Raw genomic sequence first — 15,016 nt, 5'->3', positions numbered from 1 at the left:
CGCTGGACCCGCGCCCCGCGCCGTACCAACATCGCGGCATGAGCTGGCACTTCACCACCGACCCGGCCGCCTTCCCGGACGCCGCCCGGGACTTCGTGGCCGCCGAACCGGAGCGCAACACCGGGCTCCTCACCCTGCTCGACGCCCCCGGCACCACCCGCTGCTGGTGGACGGCCCAGGCGGAGGCGGACGGGGCGGTGAGCGGGGCCTGCCTGCTCGTGGACGGGCCCGGGACGCTGCTGCTCGGCGTGATGCCGGACGCCGCCGCCCGCGCGCTCGCGACCGCGCTGCCCGAGGCCGGGCTGCCCCGTACCGTGCGGGAGGCGCGCGGCGAGGCCGCGACCGTCGACGCGTTCGCCGCGCCCTTCGCCGCCGCCACCGGGCGGGCGGCCCGCACCTCGATGCGGCTGCGCCTGTTCCGGCTCGGCGAGCTGACCGCGCCCCGGCCCGTACCGCCCGGCGCCGCCCGGAGCGCCGGGCCCGGAGACGTACCGCTGCTCCTGGAGTGGATGAGCGCGTACGCCGGGGACGTCGGGGAGGACCCCGGCGCCGACTACTCCGCGCACGCCGAGGCGATGGTCCGGGAGGGCCGGCTCCGGTTCTGGGAGACGGACGGCCGGCCCGTCGCGATGGCGAGCTTCTCGCGGCCCGCCGCCGGCCAGGCCCGCGTCTCGCTCGTCTACACCCCGCCCGCCCACCGCGCCCGGGGCTACGCCGGCGCCGTGACCACCGAGGCCGGCCGGGCCGCCCGCGCGGCCGGTGCCGCACAGGTGCTGCTCTTCACCGACCGCGCGAACCCGACCAGCAACGCCCTCTACCAGCGCCTCGGTTACCGGCCGATCGCCGACCACACCCGGGTGGCCTTCCACGAGGAGACCGAGAACACCGACTAGCACCGGGGCGTCAATGCGCGGTTACGGGCGGCCCGGCGCCGACCATGGGCAACGGACAGATCCCCCCACCGGTCCGCCCCCAGCCCCCGTGGAGAACCATGGCCCCCGCGACCCCCCGGCCCGCCGGCGCGCTCGTCCGCAACCCCAAGCTCTGGCTCGTACCGACCGTCCTCAGCGGGCTCGTCACCATGGTCCTCGCCCTGCTCTACCTGGGCGGCATCCTGAGCCCCAACGACGACCTGCACCGGCTGCCGATCGCCGTCGTCGACGAGGACCGCGGCCCGCTCGGCAAGGAGATCACCGACTCGCTCGGCAAGGCCGCCCGCCCGGACAGCGTCGAGTGGCGGATCGTCGGGCGGGCGCGGGCCGAGGACGACCTGGCGTCCGGGAAGGTGTACGGGGCGCTGTTCGTGCCGCCCGACTTCAGCGCCGCCGCCCAGGCCCTGACGACCCGCCGGGCCACCGCCCGGCCGACCCTGACCGTGCTCACCAACGCCGGCGTCGGCAGCCTCGGCTCCTCCATGGCGGCCCAGATCAACCAGACCGTGGCCCAGCGCGCCTCCGCGACCATCGGGCAGCGGCTCGCCGCGTCCGCCCCGGACCCGACGACGAAGGTGCTGCTCGCGGACCCGGTCGAGGTGACCACCCGGGTCGGGAACCCGATCGGCGGGCACAGCGGACTCGGTCTGACCGCCTTCTACTACACGCTGCTGCTCGTGCTCTCCGGCTTCATCGGCGGCAACGTCATCAACGCCGGCGTCGACACCGCCCTCGGCTACGCGGACAGCGAGCTCGGCCCCTGGCACACCCGCCACCGGACCGTGCCGATCAGCCGCACCCAGACCCTGCTCCTGAAGATGATGATGACGGCCGGGATCGCGCTCCTGACGACCTCGCTCCTGATGTTCTCCACGATCACGATCCTCGGCATGGACGCGGACCACCTGGCGCTGCTGTGGATCTTCTCGTACTGCGCGACCGTGGCCGTCGGCCTCGGCGTCCAGGCCATCAACGCGGCCTTCGGCGGCATCGGACAGCTGGTGTCGATGTTCGTCTTCATCGCGCTCGCGCTGCCGTCCTCCGGCGCCACCATCCCGCTCCAGGCGACCCCGGCCTTCTATCGCTTCCTCGCGACCTTCGAGCCGATGCGCCAGCTCACCGACGGCGTCCGCGCCATCCTCTATTTCGACGCGCGCGCGGACGCCGGTCTCGCCCGCGCCTGGGTGATGATCGCGATCGGGTTCGCCGGCGCGCTGCTCTTCGGCTTCGCCATGACGCACTACTACGACCGCCGGGGCCTGGCCCGCTTCACCCCGCAGCCCGAACCGCCCCGGCAGGAGGAGGCCGTCCCCGAGGCGGCCTGACCGGAGGGCCGAGGCGGCCTGACCGCGGGCCGCTAGTGGGCCAGCGCCGCCGCCTCGCGGGCCAGCGACTCGACCCGCGCCCAGTCCCGGGCCGCGAGGGCGCCGGCGGGCAGCATCCACGTGCCGCCGACGCAGGCGACGTTCGGCAGGGCCAGATAGGCCGGCGCCGAGGCGAGCGAGACGCCGCCGGTCGGGCAGAACCGGGCCTGCGGGAGCGGCCCGGAGAGCGACCTGAGGTACGGGACGCCGCCCGCCGCCTGCGCCGGGAAGAACTTCATGTCCGTCACCCCGCGTTCGAGCAGCGCCACCACCTCCGAGGTCGTCGACACACCCGGCAGGAACGGCACGCCCGAGCCGCGCATCGCGTCGAGCAGCCCGTCGGTCCAGCCGGGGCTGACCAGGAAGCGGGCGCCCGCGCCGGCCGCGTTCGCGACCCCGGCGGCGGACACGACCGTGCCCGCGCCGACGACCGCCTCCGGCACCTCCGCGCCGATCGCCCGGATCGCGTCGAGCGCGGCCGGGGTGCGCAGGGTCACCTCGATCAGCGGCAGACCGCCGGCCACCAGGGCGCGGGCCAGCGGCACGGCGTCGGCGGCGTCCTCGATCACGACGACCGGGACGACGGGGGCGGCGGGGGCAAGGTCAAGCACGCTCGTCATGCGCTCCATCCTGCCGACGGCAAGCGGAGCGCACAACGAGCGTTGCGTATGGTGCAACGGTGTGAAGTTGTACCCCTCAGGGGGCCACCCGAGGATCCCCTCAGTGGATCTCGTCGACGAGAACGTCGAGCGCGCCCGGCTTCCCGGTCTCCTCCACCACGTAGCCGAGGTCCCGCAGCGCCGTCACCAGCTCCGGCACCCCGGCCGGCGCCGCGCCCGACTCAAGCAGACTGCGCACGATCCGGCCCTTCGTCGCCTTGTTGAAGTGGCTGACCACCTTCCGGGTCGGCGCGTGCAGCACCCGCACCGTCGCCGTCCGCGTCGCCGGCTCGCCCTTCGGCTTCCACGCCGCCGCGTACGCCGCGGAGCGCAGGTCCAGGATCAGGCCGTCGCCCGCCGCCTCCGGCAGGACGTCCGCCATCGCCCCGCGCCAGTGCGTGCCCAGCGCGCCGAGACCCGGCAGTTTCACCCCCATCGAGCAGCGGTACGAGGGGATCCGGTCGGTCACCCGCACCGCGCCCCACAGCCCGGAGAAGACGAGCAGCGAGCGCCCGGCGCGCCGGCGGGCGGCCGCGTCGAGCGTGGCCAGGCCGAGGGCGTCGTACAGGACCCCGGTGTAGATCTCGCCGGCGGGCCGCGCCCCGGCGGTCCGCAGCTCGGTGTTCTTGGCGACCTCGCCGCGCAGCCCCTCGCTCAGGCCGAGCACCTCGCGCGCCTTCTCCTCGTCGGCGGCGCACAGCTCGACCAGTTCGTCGAGCACGGCCGCCCGCGCCTCCGCGAGCCCCGGCAGCGAAAGGCCCTCGGGCTTGAGCGGCGCCCCGCGCCCCGAGGAGGCCTTGCCTTCGGAGGGCGGCAACAGGACGAGCACGGCGGTTCTCCTTCGTACGTACGGGGGTGGGGGTGCGGCCCCAGGGGCCCAGCGTACGAGGTCCCCCGTCCCCGGCCGGTCGAAAGCTTTCGCCATGCGGTGTCGATCCGGCCGGAAGCCCCGCGATTTCGGGATCCGCCATGGAGTACCGGAGATGCGAAGGGCCTGGGCAGGCCCATGAAGGGCCTGATCCGGTCGGATTCGAAAGTTTCGGATGCAATGTCGAAAGTATTGACACCAGGTGACGGGGGCCGGATATTCCTCGCTGGTCCACCGGCGCACATTCCAACGGCGCACATGAGGAGGCAACATCACCATGCAGAAAACCAGGCCCGGGGGTCCCCTCACCCCCGCCCGCGCCGCCTGCGCGCTCGCGCCGGCGCTCCTGACCGCGTCACTGCTGCCCGGCACCGCCGGCGCGGCGGACACAGCCGTCACGTCGTGCTCCGCCGGATACGTCGGCCTCACCTTCGACGACGGCCCGTCCGCCACCACGCGCCAACTGCTCGACGCGCTGCGGCAGAACGGCCTGCGCGCCACCATGTTCAACCAGGGGCAGAACGCCGCCGCCGACCCGGCCGTTGTCAAGGCGCAGACCGACGCCGGCATGTGGGTCGCCAACCACAGCTACACCCACCCGCACATGACCACGCTGACCCAGGCGCAGATGGAGTCCGAGATCTCGCGCACCCAGCAGGCGATCACCGCCGCCGGCGTCCCGGCGCCCACGCTGTTCCGGCCGCCGTACGGCGAGACGAACGCGACGCTGAAGGCGGCCGAGGCCGCGTTCGGGCTGCGCGAGATCCTCTGGGACGTCGACTCCCAGGACTGGAACAACGCGAGCACCGACGCGATCGTCCAGGCCGTGGGCCGGATGACCAGTGGCCAGGTCATCCTCATGCACGACTGGCCCGCCAACACCCTCGCCGCCATCCCGCGGATCGCGCAGACCCTGGCGAGCAAGAACCTGTGCGCCGGCATGATCTCGCCGACCACCGGCCGCGCCGTCGCCCCCGACGGCTCCGGAGGCGGCTCTGGCGGTGGCGGTACGGGCAGCTGTACGGCGACCCTGTCGGCCGGGCCGTCGTGGAGCGACCGCTACAACCTCAACGTGGCGGTCAGCGGCGCCACCGACTGGACCGTCACGGTCAACGTGCCCTCGCCCGCCAAGGTCCTCTCCACCTGGAACATCAGTGCCACCTACCCGAACGCGCAGACCCTCGTCGCCAAGCCCAACGGCAGCGGCAGCAACTGGGGCATGACCATCCAGCACAACGGCAACCGGACGTGGCCCACGGTCTCGTGCAGCGCCGTCTGACCCGTGGCCCACAAGCAGTGAGGCCGGCCCCGCTCAGCGGTGCCGGCCGCACTGTCGTCCTCAGCGGAGCTCGAAGTCGGCGTGCAGTCGCCGCCCGTGGTCCAGCTCCCGCACCGGACCGGTCAGGCGCACCCGCGCGGTCAGCCGCGGCTCGGCGCTCGACGCGCTCAGCCGCAGCTCCAGTTCGCCCGGCTCCACGATCCGCAACCCCGCCCCGCCGGTGAACGAGGCCAGGTCCGCCGGGACGGACACGCCGATCCGCCGCCGCTCGCCCGGCGCCAGGTCGAGGCGCACGTACCCGATGAGCCGCTGCACGGGCTGGACCACGGAGGCCACCGGATCGTGCAGATACAGCTGGACGACCTCGGTGCCGGCGCGCCCGCCCGTGTTCTCCACGGTGAGGGCGAGCCGGAACGCGCCGTCGGTGGCGGCCTCGGCGTTCTCCACCTCCAGACCGCTCCACTCGAAGGTGGTGTAGGTCAGCCCGTGCCCGAAGCCGAACGCCGGTGTCGGGTCGATGCTGGACACCTCGCCGGCGTGACCGAGCCGGGCCGCCAGATACGTGGACGGCTGGGCGCCCGGCCGGCGCGGCACGCTGACCGGCAGCCGGCCGCTCGGTGCGGCGCGGCCGCTGAGGACGGCGGCGAGGGCGCCCGTACCGGCCTCGCCCGGGAAGAAGGACTGCAGCACGGCGGCGGCCTCGTCGGCCGCGCGCCCGAGCGCGTACGGCCGGCCGGCGAGCAGGACCGTCACCACCGGCGTACCGCTGTCCAGGAGCGCGTCGAGCAGCCCCTGCTGTGCTCCGGGCAGCACGAGGGACTCCACGTCGCAGCCCTCGCCGCTGGTGCCGCGCCCGAAGAGCCCGGCGCGGTCGCCGAGGGCCGCGATCACCACGTCGGCCTCGCGCGCGAGGCCGACGGCCTCGGCGAAGCCGCTCGTCGCGCCGTCGTCGATCCCGGTCCCGGGCGCCACGTCGATCTCGGCGTCCGGGAACTCGGTCCGCAACGCCTCGTACAGCGTGGGCAGTTCGATGCCGAGCGGGCTGTCCGGGTGCTGTCCGCCGACGTGGACGGGGAAGGAGTAGCAGCCGAGGACGGCCGTGGGGATGTCGGCGTTCGGGCCGACAAGCGCGATCCGGCGGGGCGCCTCCGACCCCGGCCCCGGTCCTGTACCTGGGCCGAGCGGCAGGATGCCGTCGTTGCGGAGCAGGACGACCGCCCGCTCGGCGACCCGCCTCGCCAGCTCGCGGTTGGCGGGCGGGTCGAGGTCGACCGTGCCGCGCAGCGCGGCGGCGGGGCCGGCCCCGGTGTCGGCGTCGCGCAGCGCCGGGGGCACCGGGCTCCAGTCGGGGTCGAGCAGCCCGAGTTCGGCCTTCTGCAGCAGCACCCGCCGGACCGCGCGGTCGACGAGCTCCTCGGGCACGCGGCCCGCCTCGACGGCCTCGCGGAGCGGGGCGCCGAAGGCCTGGACGGTGGGCAGCTCCACGTCGACGCCGGCGGCGAGCGCGGTGCCGGCCGCCTCCCCGTACGTACCGGCGACGCCGTGCAGGTTCTTCAGGAACGCGATGCCGAAGTAGTCGGCGACGACCGTGCCGCTGAAGCCCCAGGTGTCCCGGAGCAGTCCGGTGAGCAGGCGTTCGTCGGCGGCCGAGGGGATGCCGTCGGTGTCCGTGTAGGCGTGCATCACGGACCGGACGCCGCTCTCCCGTACCGCCATCTCGAACGGCGGCAGGATCACGTCCGCGCGCTCCCTGGCGCCCATGCCGACGGGCGCGAGGTTGCGGCCCGCGCGGGAGGCCGAGTAGCCGGCGAAGTGCTTGAGGGTGGCGACGATCCCGGCGGACTCCAGGCCCTGGACGTAGGCGGTGGCGATCGTCCCGACCAGGTACGGGTCCTCGCCGATGGTCTCCTCGACCCGCCCCCAGCGTGCGTCGCGGACGACGTCGAGGACGGGGGCGAGGCCCTGGTGCACACCGACGGAGCGCAGGTCCCGGCCGATGTTCGCGGCCATCTCCCGTACCAGCGCGGGGTCGAAGGTGGCGCCCCAGGACAGCGGGACGGGATAGGCGGTGGCGCCCCAGGCGGCGAAGCCCGCGAGGCACTCCTCGTGGGCGAGGGCCGGGATGCCGAAGCGGTTCGACGCGGCGATCCGGGCCTGCGTCCGCATCAGGGACAGGGCGCCCAGGGCGGGGTCGACGGGGACGGTGCCGAAGGGGCGGGTGAGCTGGCCGAGGCCGTCGGGAAGGAGCGCGTCGAGGTCGACGGTCTCCTTCATGTCGTGCTGGTACGGGGCGACTTCGGCGCCCTCGTCGGAGGCGCCGACCCACACGCCGAAGAGCTGGGCGAGCTTCTCGGGCAGGGTCATCTCGCGGATCAGCGCGTCGACTCGGGAAGCAGCCACGTCGTGGGTCACGTGGGCGGATGCGTGGTCGGTCACTTTCCTCCGACTCCCATCAGGCCCTGGACCAGGGCGCGTCGGGCGAACAGGTACACGAACAGGACGGGGAGCATGGACAGGACGACGGCGGAGAGGAGGGCGGGGATGTCGACGCCGTGCTCGGTCTGGAAGTCGTACAGGCCCATGGTGATGACCTTGTTCTCGGTGGACTGGGTGAGGACGAGCGGGAACAGGAAGCCGTTCCAGGCCTGGAGCGAGGAGAACACGACGACGGTGGACAGGCCGCCCTTGGAGAGCGGCACGACGAGGCGGAGGAAGATCCGCCAGGAGGAGGCGCCGTCGAGGGTCATGGCCTCGTAGAGCTCCGGGGAGATGTCCCGCATCACCCCGGTGAGGATGAGGGCGCAGACGGGCATGGCGAAGGCGGCCGTCGGCAGCACGATGCCGATGAGACTGTCGTACAGACCGGCCTCGTTGATCAGGTAGAACATCGGCACGATCACGGCCTGGGAGGGGACCGCCAGGCCGAGCAGGAAGAGCCGGAAGACCCGGCCGGCGGCCCTGCCGTCGCTGCGCACGATGGCGTACGCGAGGGGCGGCACGAGCAGCACCACGATGCCGACGACGCACACGGTGACGATCACCGTGTTGAGGAAGTACTGCCCGAAGCCGTCGCTCAGGTCGTTGACGTAGTTGTCGAGGGTGAGGTGCTCGGGGTCGGGGAGGGACAGGGGGCCGTTGGCTGCGTAGTCGGCGCGGGTCTGGAAGGTGGCGACCAGCATGACGTACAGCGGCAGGCCGACCACGAACAGCCAGATCAACGAGCCGAATCCGGCGAGGTGGTTGGGGCGCGCTCGCATTACACCCCCTCCATGGTGCTGCGCATCTTGTCGTAGCCGGTCAGGCGGACCATGACCAGGGAGACGAGGGTGGCGACCAGGACGAGGAGCAGCGCGATGGCGGAGGCCGCGCCGAAGTCGAAGTTCTTGAAGCCCTTTTGGTACATGTAGTAGGCGCTGTTGGTGGTGTCGGTGCCGGGGCCGCCCTGGGTGAGGATGAGCACCGTGTCGAAGGTGGTGAGTCCGCCGACGACCATGAGGATCATCGAGGTCACGATGCTGTTGCGCAGCTGCGGCAGGGTGATGTGGAAGAACTGGCGTACGGTGCCCGCGCCGTCGATCTGGGCGGCCTGGTAGAGCACTTGGGGTATGGCGCGGGCGGCGCCCTGGTAGATCAGCGTGTGCAGCGGGGTGAACTGCCAGGTGCTGACGAAGACGAGGACGCCGATGGCGCCGGCCTGCATGCCGAGCAGATTGCCGTCGCCGAACAGCCACCGCGCCTGGGAGGGCACGCCGAAGTTGGGGTCGAGCACGGCGCGCCACAGGACGGAGACCGCGGTGATGGAGAGCAGGAGCGGGACGAAGTAGATCGCGGAGAGGACGGCCCGGTTGCGCTGGCGGCCGGCCGCCCAGACGCCGAGCAGGATGCTGATCGGGGTCTGGACGAGGACGCCGAGGACGGTGAGCAGCAGGCTCAGCCAGAGGCTCTTCAGCATCACGGGGTCGTCGAGCAGCTTGTCCCAGTTCTCCAGGCCGGCGAACTCGGGGGAGCCGAGGCCGTTCCAGCGGGTGAAGGAGAGGACGGCGACCAGGACGAGCGGTACGAGGGCGAACAGGGCGAAGAAGACGGCGGCGGGCGCCGCCCAGGCGAAGCCCGGGCGGCCCACGTGGGTGGTCATGTGAGGTGTCCCGGGGGTCAGGCCGCGGGCAGGCTCTGCATGGCGGCGATGAAGGCGTCCGCGTCCGACTGCCCGTTGAAGAACTGCTGGACGGCCTGGTAGATCGTGGTGGCCGCGGCGGGCGGGTAGGCCTGGTCCCAGGAGAGCTGGAAGGCGGGGGCCTTCGCGACCAGGTCGTACTGGTACGTCGAGTACGCGGGGTTGGCCGAACCGGCCAGGAACGCGGGGGTGTTGGTGGTGGTCGGCAGGTTGCCGATGCCGAGCTGGGCCTTGACGAAGTCGTCGGAGTACATGAGCTTCAGGAACTCGGCGACGGCCTCGGGGTGCCGGGTCTTCTTCAGGACCGAGTAGAAGTTGTTGGTGTTGCCGGCGAGGTTGTCCGGGCTGCCCTTGCCGCCGGTGACGCTGGGGAAGGAGCCGTAGCCGAGGTCCGCCTTCACGAAGTCCGGGTGGGCGTCCTGGAGGGTGGAGTACTCCCACGAGCCCATGAGCTCGAAGGCGGCCTTGCCGGTGGCGAGGAGGGCGGGGGAGCCGCCGTCGGTGAACTTCACCGAGTCGTAGTTGGTGCCGAAGGCGCCGGCGTCGACCAGTTCCCTGATCATGCCGAGGGCCTTCTTGCTGTCGGGGCTCGCCCAGGCGTCCTTGTCCCCGTTCACGGCCTTCTGGAAGAGCTCGGGGCCGGCCACCCGGTCGTAGAGGTACTGGAACCACATCTGGGTGGGCCACTTGTCGGCGCCGCCGAGGGCGATCGGGGTGATCTTCTTGGCCTTGAGCGTCTTCACGGCGGCAATCAGCTCGTCCCAGGTGCGCGGGGCGGTGAGGCCGGCCTCGGCCAGGACCTTCTTGTTGTGGAACAGCAGGACGGGCTGGGTGCCGCGCATGGGTATGCCGTAGGACTTGCCGTCGACGACCGCGGTGTTGAAGACCGAGGGCAGGAACTTCGACTTCAGGCCGGGGTCCTTGGCGATGAAGTCGTCGAGCGGCATCAGCAGGCCGGCGTCGACGTAGGGCTTGATGCTGCCGCCGCCCCAGTTGAAGAACAGGTCGGGCGCCTGCTTGCCGCTGATGACGGTCTGCAGCTTGGTCTGGTAGTCGGCGCCGGGGATGGTGTCGAGGACCGCCTTGACCTTCGAGGTCTTGTTGAAGGTGTCGACGAGCTGCTTCTCCACCTTGTTGGTGGCGTCGCCGTACACCAGGACGTGGATCGTGTCCGCGTCCCCGCCGCCGGCCGCGTCCGAGGAGCCTCCGCCGCAGGCGGTCAGGGACAGGGCCATGGCGAGGGAGGCGCCGCCGATGACGGCGGTTCTCAGAAGCTGCGCGCGTCGCGGTCGCTTCGTCGGCTCCATGCGCTCCACCTTTCGAAAGTGTTTCGCTACTGTTTCCGAAATTTCGTGTCGGCCGGGACGCTAAGGTCGGGCCGTCGAGCGGGTCAACCCTTCGGTCGCGCGTTATCAAAGCGTGACTATTCGGGGGCGGTTGGGGGCGGAGAGCGGTGCCTATGCTGCTCGGATGCGAGATGCTGAGGCCGGTGAGGCGAAAAGGCGGATCACGCTGGCGGAGGTGGCGGAGAAGGCCGGGGTGTCGCTTTCGACAGTTTCGAAGGTCCTCAACGGCCGGCAGGACGTGTCACCGGCCACCCGCGGCCGGGTGGAGCGACTGCTCGAAGCCCACTCGTACCGGCGCACCACCCGCGCGGCCCGGGAGGCGCCGCTCATCGAACTCGTCTTCCACGAGCTCGACAGCGTGTGGTCCATGGAGCTGATCCGGGGCGTCGAGAACCTCGCCAAGGCCCATCAGGCGAGCGTCGTCCTCACCGAGAGCGGCACCCGGCACGCGCCCGCGCCCGACTGGATCGAAGGGGTCCTGCAGCGCCGGCCGATCGGCGTGATCCTGGTCTTCTCGTCGCTCCCCGACGCCGTCAAGCAGCAGCTCGGCGCCCGCTCCATCCCCTTCGTGATCATCGACCCGGCGGGCGACCCCGCCCCCGACGTGCCGTCCGTCGGCTCCGCCAACTGGTCCGGCGGCGTCGCCGCCACCCGCCACCTCATCGACCTCGGCCACCGGCGCATCGGCATCGTCACCGGCCCCGAGGACATGCTCTGCTCGCTGGCCCGCCTCGACGGCTACCGCTCCGCCCTCAACATGGCCGGCCTCGACCACGACGCGTCCCTCGTCCGCTTCGGCGACTTCCACGTCGAGGGCGGCTACGCCCGCGCCATGGAACTCCTCCAGCTCCCCGACCGCCCCACCGCCGTCTTCGCCGGCAGCGACCTCCAGGCCCTCGGCGTCATGGAAGCCGCCCGCGTCTGCGGCCTCCGCGTCCCCGAGGACCTCTCCGTCGTCGGCTACGACGACGTGATGATCGCCCGCTGGTCCAGCCCCGCCCTCACCACCGTCCACCAGCCCCTCCGCGAAATGGGCGAGGAGGCCGTCCAGATGCTCCTCCGCCTCCGCGCCGGCGAGCCCGCGGTGACCCGCCTGGAGCTCGCCACCAGCCTCGTCGTCCGCAAGAGCACGGCCCCACCGTCGGCCCAGCCGGTGACGGCGACGGTGCCGCCGGGGCGGGAGGTGGGGTGAGGGGGGCGCCCGCGGGGCGCCGGGCCGGCCCGGAGGGTGAGCGGCGGCGCACCCGCTGAGTGGCCGGCTCCCGCCGGGGTGCCGCGGCACCGTCGGCGCCCTACGCTCGGTCCATGCCCCGCCGCCACATTCGCGTGACCGGCGCCGCGGAGGCCCCGTTGCGGGCCGCGCTGCGCGCACTTCGGACCGAGCTGGGGGTGCCGGACGGGTTTCCGGCCGAGGTGCTCGCCGAGGCGGAGGCCGCGGCCAAGGCGCCCCGGCTGCCCGGGGCGGACGCCACGGACCTGCCGATGTTCACGATCGACCCGCCGACGTCCACGGACCTCGACCAGGCGATGCACCTCGCCCGCCGGGCCCGCGGCGGCTACCGCGTGCACTACGCCATCGCCGACGTCGCCGCCTTCGTCACCCCCGGCGGCGCGCTCGACGCCGAGGCGCACCGCCGCGGCCTCACCCTCTACTTCCCCGACGGCAAGGTCCCCCTCCACCCCGCCGTGCTCTCCGAGGGCGCCGCCAGCCTCCTCCCCGACGAACCCCGCCCCGCCCTCCTCTGGCGCATCGACCTCGACGCCGACGGCCGGCGGGTCGCCACCGACGTGCGCCGGGCGCTCGTCCGCAGCCGCGCCAAACTCGACTACGCGGGCGTGCAGCGGCGGATCGACGCCGGCACCGCCGAGGAACCCCTCGCGCTGCTCCGCGAGATCGGCACCCTGCGCGAGCGCCTGGAGGGCGAACGCGGCGGCATCTCCCTCAACGTCCCCGAACAGGAGATCGTCGAGCACGACCACACCTACTCGCTCGCCTACCGCGCCCCGCTCCCCGCCGACGCCTGGAACGCGCAGATCTCCCTGCTCACCGGCATGGCCGCCGCCGACCTGATGACCGCGGCCGGCACCGGCATCCTCCGCACCCTCCCCACCGCCCCGGACGGCGCCGTCGCCCGCCTGCGCCGCTCCGCGCAGGCGCTCGGCGTCGACTGGCCGCACCACGTCTCGTACGCGGACGTGGTCCGCTCCCTCGACCCCGCCGAACCGCGCCACGCCGCGTTCCTGCAGGAGTGCACGACCCTGCTGCGCGGCGCCGGCTACACGGTCTTCACCGACGGCGACGTACCGATCCCGGCCCTGCACGCGGCGGTCGCCGACGAGTACACGCACTGCACGGCCCCGCTGCGACGCCTCGTCGACCGCTACGCGGGCGAGCTGTGCGTCGCGGCGGTGGCCGGACAGGAACCGCCGGAGTGGGTACGGGCCGCGCTCCCGGCCCTGCCCGACGAGATGGCCGCGGGCTCGCGCCGCGCCAACACGGTCGAGCGGGAGAGCGTCGACATCGTGGAGGCGGCGCTGCTCAGCGGCCGGATCGGCGAGCTCTTCGACGCGTACGTGATCGACGTGAAGGAGCGGGAGCCGGCCGTCGGCACCGTACATCTGGAACGCCCCGCGGTGGTCGCGCGCATCGAGGGCGGCGGCGAGACGGGGCTCCCGCTCGGCGAGTGGCTGCGGGTCAGGCTGACACAGGCGGATCCGGGACGGGCGAAGGTGCTGTTCGCGCCTGTGTGAGGGCGAGGGCCTCGCGGAGGGCCCGGTGCATCGCACGCGCGTCGTCCGCGTGGAGACGGACGACGCGTACGGGCCGGGGGGAGCCGAGCAGCCGGGGCGCGTCGACCGGGGCGCCGAGCTCCAGGGTGAGCGAGGTCTGCGACCCGACGGCCAGGTTCAGCTCGCCGTCCTTCTTCTCGTGGGTGAACAGCGACTCGTACCGGACGGCGACGATCCGCTCCAGCGGGATCCGTACGTCGACATGGCCGGCCTGCCGGACCCGCAGCGTGTCGCCGGTCAGCAGGTGCGGCCGGGTCGCGGAGGCGGCGTGCAGACCGAGCACGAAGAGCACGGTGTAGACGTCGAGGACGAGGACGACGGCGTGGACGACGGGCCAGGCCGCGAGCAGATACGACATGCCGACGCTCTCGACGACGCAGACGAACGCGAAGCCGTACATCAGCGCGGCCTGGTCCCGGGCGTGCGGGAACGCGGCCACGGTGTCCGGCCCGCCCCGGTCCGGGCGCCGGGCGACCCACCGGCCGAGGCTCGCCATGAGCCGCAGCTCGTGCGCGATCAGCCGCAGCGCCGGCTCGGGCACGAGCACGTGCAGGGCCTCGCGGGTGGTCAGCCCGCGCCGCCGCAGCCGGAGGAAGGCGAGGCCGTTCGCGAGCAGCAGCAGGGTGAAGGCGGCCTCGGCGACAGTGAGGACGGCCGGGGGTATCCGTACCCCGGCGACGAGACAGACGGCGAGGACGAGCTCGGCGGGCAGCAGCGCGTACACGAGGTACGTCCGCAGGGCCCTCATGCGCCACGCTCCGCCACGAGTCGCAGCGCCTGCCGTACGGCGGCGGCCTGGGCGGGCGCCAGGTCGCCGAAGAACGTCTCCGCGAGCCCGCCGTCGGGCACCTCCACGGCGAGCCCGTCCGGCAGGACCCGGGCGAGCGCGGCGGCGGCCTCGGCGACCCGGGGGTCGTCGGGCTTGGCGTCCGCGAGGGCGTCGAGCCGGGCGTAGAGCGCGGGCGCGTGCGCGGCGGCCCCGCGCATCAGCTCCATGAACCGGTCCCGCTCCTCCTCCGGCACGACGGTGTCGAGCAGCGTGAGGATCTCCCGGTCCTTCGCCGCCATCGGCGACCCGGCGACTCCGCCGTCCCCGAGGTCCGCGAGCAGCCCGGCGAGCTGCGGCGACACGGGCCCGTCGGCCCCCAGCCGCCCCTCCCGCGCCTGCCCGAGCAACTCCGCGAGCCGCTCCCGCCGCTCCCGGATCACCCGCTCCTGCCGCCCCAGATCCGCGTCCAGCTCCTCCAGCACCTCCACCAGCTCCCGCCCCTCGTCATCCGCGATCACGTCCCCGACCTCGTCGAGCCCGAGCCCCAACTCGGTCAACCGCCGAATCCGCGCCAACAGCACGGCGTCCCGCACCCCGTACTCCCGGTACCCGTTCGCCCGCCGCGCGGGCTCGGGCAGCAGCCCCATCCGGTGGTAGTGCCGCACGGCCCGCGGGGTCACCCCGACGAGCGCGGCGATCTCGCCGATTCGCATGCGTCCAGTAGAAACCTTGACGCTGCGACAAGGTCAAGTGACGTCCGGCGCTCCGTCCCCGATCGGGGGAAACCACCCCCCGTCCCCCTGCGGCCGGGGCCGCGTTGCCCGAGCCTGCTGCC

At 73.1% G+C, this 15,016-nt stretch carries 13 protein-coding genes; 5 read left to right on the top strand and 8 right to left on the bottom strand.

Annotated features, from left to right (window positions below; translation table 11 throughout):
• Positions 1-38 precede the first annotated feature (38 nt).
• Together KV205_RS03250 and KV205_RS03245 are read left to right on the top strand one after the other, a co-directional pair.
• Entirely contained in the window at positions 39-893 is an 855-nt protein-coding gene (locus KV205_RS03250) for a GNAT family N-acetyltransferase (RefSeq protein WP_265861996.1), read from the top strand.
• A 98-nt stretch (positions 894-991) separates the two neighbouring features.
• Positions 992-2,257 (top strand): YhgE/Pip domain-containing protein, encoded by a 1,266-nt coding sequence (locus KV205_RS03245; protein ID WP_265861994.1) that lies wholly within the window; start codon positions 992-994, stop codon positions 2,255-2,257.
• A 32-nt stretch (positions 2,258-2,289) separates the two neighbouring features.
• Here KV205_RS03245 and eda read toward each other — a convergent pair whose 3' ends face one another.
• On the bottom strand, positions 2,290-2,916 hold the full coding sequence (eda, locus tag KV205_RS03240; protein WP_265861993.1) for a bifunctional 4-hydroxy-2-oxoglutarate aldolase/2-dehydro-3-deoxy-phosphogluconate aldolase: 627 nt from the start codon (positions 2,914-2,916) through the stop codon (positions 2,290-2,292).
• 100 nt (positions 2,917-3,016) lie between these two features.
• Positions 3,017-3,784, bottom strand: coding sequence for a peroxide stress protein YaaA (yaaA, locus tag KV205_RS03235; RefSeq protein WP_265861992.1), 768 nt, complete (start codon positions 3,782-3,784; stop codon positions 3,017-3,019).
• 316 nt (positions 3,785-4,100) lie between these two features.
• Here yaaA and KV205_RS03230 point away from each other — a divergent pair, with 316 nt between their 5' ends.
• Positions 4,101-5,102 (top strand): polysaccharide deacetylase family protein, encoded by a 1,002-nt coding sequence (locus KV205_RS03230; protein ID WP_265861990.1) that lies wholly within the window; start codon positions 4,101-4,103, stop codon positions 5,100-5,102.
• A 60-nt stretch (positions 5,103-5,162) separates the two neighbouring features.
• On the opposite strand, the gene KV205_RS03225 is transcribed toward KV205_RS03230, so the two are convergent.
• The 4 genes from KV205_RS03225 to KV205_RS03210 form a co-directional block, all read right to left on the bottom strand.
• A complete protein-coding gene (locus KV205_RS03225) occupies positions 5,163-7,466 on the bottom strand; it encodes a beta-glucosidase (protein WP_265862706.1) in 2,304 nt (767 codons plus the stop codon).
• Positions 7,467-7,534: 68 nt separating this feature from the next.
• Positions 7,535-8,359: a carbohydrate ABC transporter permease gene (locus KV205_RS03220; RefSeq protein WP_265861988.1), complete on the bottom strand. Its 825-nt coding sequence runs from the start codon at positions 8,357-8,359 to the stop codon at positions 7,535-7,537.
• Positions 8,359-9,237, bottom strand: a complete 879-nt coding sequence (locus tag KV205_RS03215; RefSeq protein ID WP_265861986.1) for a carbohydrate ABC transporter permease — start codon at positions 9,235-9,237, stop codon at positions 8,359-8,361. Before KV205_RS03215 ends, KV205_RS03220 begins: the two co-directional genes overlap by 1 nt.
• Before the next feature lie 17 nt (positions 9,238-9,254).
• Positions 9,255-10,583: an extracellular solute-binding protein gene (locus KV205_RS03210; protein ID WP_265861984.1), complete on the bottom strand. Its 1,329-nt coding sequence runs from the start codon at positions 10,581-10,583 to the stop codon at positions 9,255-9,257.
• Between the two features lie 163 nt (positions 10,584-10,746).
• Here KV205_RS03210 and KV205_RS03205 point away from each other — a divergent pair, with 163 nt between their 5' ends.
• Both KV205_RS03205 and KV205_RS03200 read left to right on the top strand, forming a co-directional pair.
• Positions 10,747-11,814, top strand: a complete 1,068-nt coding sequence (locus tag KV205_RS03205) for a LacI family DNA-binding transcriptional regulator (RefSeq protein ID WP_265861982.1) — start codon at positions 10,747-10,749, stop codon at positions 11,812-11,814.
• A gap of 113 nt (positions 11,815-11,927) precedes the next feature.
• Positions 11,928-13,373, top strand: a complete 1,446-nt coding sequence (locus KV205_RS03200; RefSeq protein WP_265861980.1) for an RNB domain-containing ribonuclease — start codon at positions 11,928-11,930, stop codon at positions 13,371-13,373.
• Here KV205_RS03200 and KV205_RS03195 read toward each other — a convergent pair.
• Together KV205_RS03195 and KV205_RS03190 are read right to left on the bottom strand one after the other, a co-directional pair.
• On the bottom strand, positions 13,318-14,160 hold the full coding sequence (locus KV205_RS03195) for a hypothetical protein (protein WP_265861978.1): 843 nt from the start codon (positions 14,158-14,160) through the stop codon (positions 13,318-13,320). The two genes, KV205_RS03200 and KV205_RS03195, sit on opposite strands and share 56 nt — an antisense overlap.
• Positions 14,157-14,894: a MerR family transcriptional regulator gene (locus KV205_RS03190; protein WP_265861976.1), complete on the bottom strand. Its 738-nt coding sequence runs from the start codon at positions 14,892-14,894 to the stop codon at positions 14,157-14,159. The genes KV205_RS03195 and KV205_RS03190 overlap by 4 nt, the downstream gene beginning before the upstream one ends.
• Positions 14,895-15,016: the final 122 nt, after the last annotated feature.

Source organism: Streptomyces sp. SKN60 (assembly GCF_026236535.1).
Classification (GTDB): Bacteria; Actinomycetota; Actinomycetes; order Streptomycetales; family Streptomycetaceae; genus Streptomyces.
Note: the sequence above shows the minus strand (reverse complement) of the source record. Positions and strands in the feature narration are given on the sequence as shown.

Coding starts and splice junctions, on each gene's coding strand:
- KV205_RS03250 (WP_265861996.1), top strand. CDS start 39: ATGAGCTGGCACTTCACCACCGACCCGGCCGCCTTCCCGGACGCCGCC.
- KV205_RS03245 (WP_265861994.1), top strand. CDS start 992: ATGGCCCCCGCGACCCCCCGGCCCGCCGGCGCGCTCGTCCGCAACCCC.
- eda (WP_265861993.1), bottom strand. CDS start 2,916: ATGACGAGCGTGCTTGACCTTGCCCCCGCCGCCCCCGTCGTCCCGGTC.
- KV205_RS03230 (WP_265861990.1), top strand. CDS start 4,101: ATGCAGAAAACCAGGCCCGGGGGTCCCCTCACCCCCGCCCGCGCCGCC.
- KV205_RS03225 (WP_265862706.1), bottom strand. CDS start 7,466: ATGACCCTGCCCGAGAAGCTCGCCCAGCTCTTCGGCGTGTGGGTCGGC.
- KV205_RS03220 (WP_265861988.1), bottom strand. CDS start 8,359: ATGCGAGCGCGCCCCAACCACCTCGCCGGATTCGGCTCGTTGATCTGG.
- KV205_RS03215 (WP_265861986.1), bottom strand. CDS start 9,237: ATGACCACCCACGTGGGCCGCCCGGGCTTCGCCTGGGCGGCGCCCGCC.
- KV205_RS03210 (WP_265861984.1), bottom strand. CDS start 10,583: ATGGAGCCGACGAAGCGACCGCGACGCGCGCAGCTTCTGAGAACCGCC.
- KV205_RS03205 (WP_265861982.1), top strand. CDS start 10,747: ATGCGAGATGCTGAGGCCGGTGAGGCGAAAAGGCGGATCACGCTGGCG.
- KV205_RS03200 (WP_265861980.1), top strand. CDS start 11,928: ATGCCCCGCCGCCACATTCGCGTGACCGGCGCCGCGGAGGCCCCGTTG.
- KV205_RS03195 (WP_265861978.1), bottom strand. CDS start 14,160: ATGAGGGCCCTGCGGACGTACCTCGTGTACGCGCTGCTGCCCGCCGAG.
- KV205_RS03190 (WP_265861976.1), bottom strand. CDS start 14,894: ATGCGAATCGGCGAGATCGCCGCGCTCGTCGGGGTGACCCCGCGGGCC.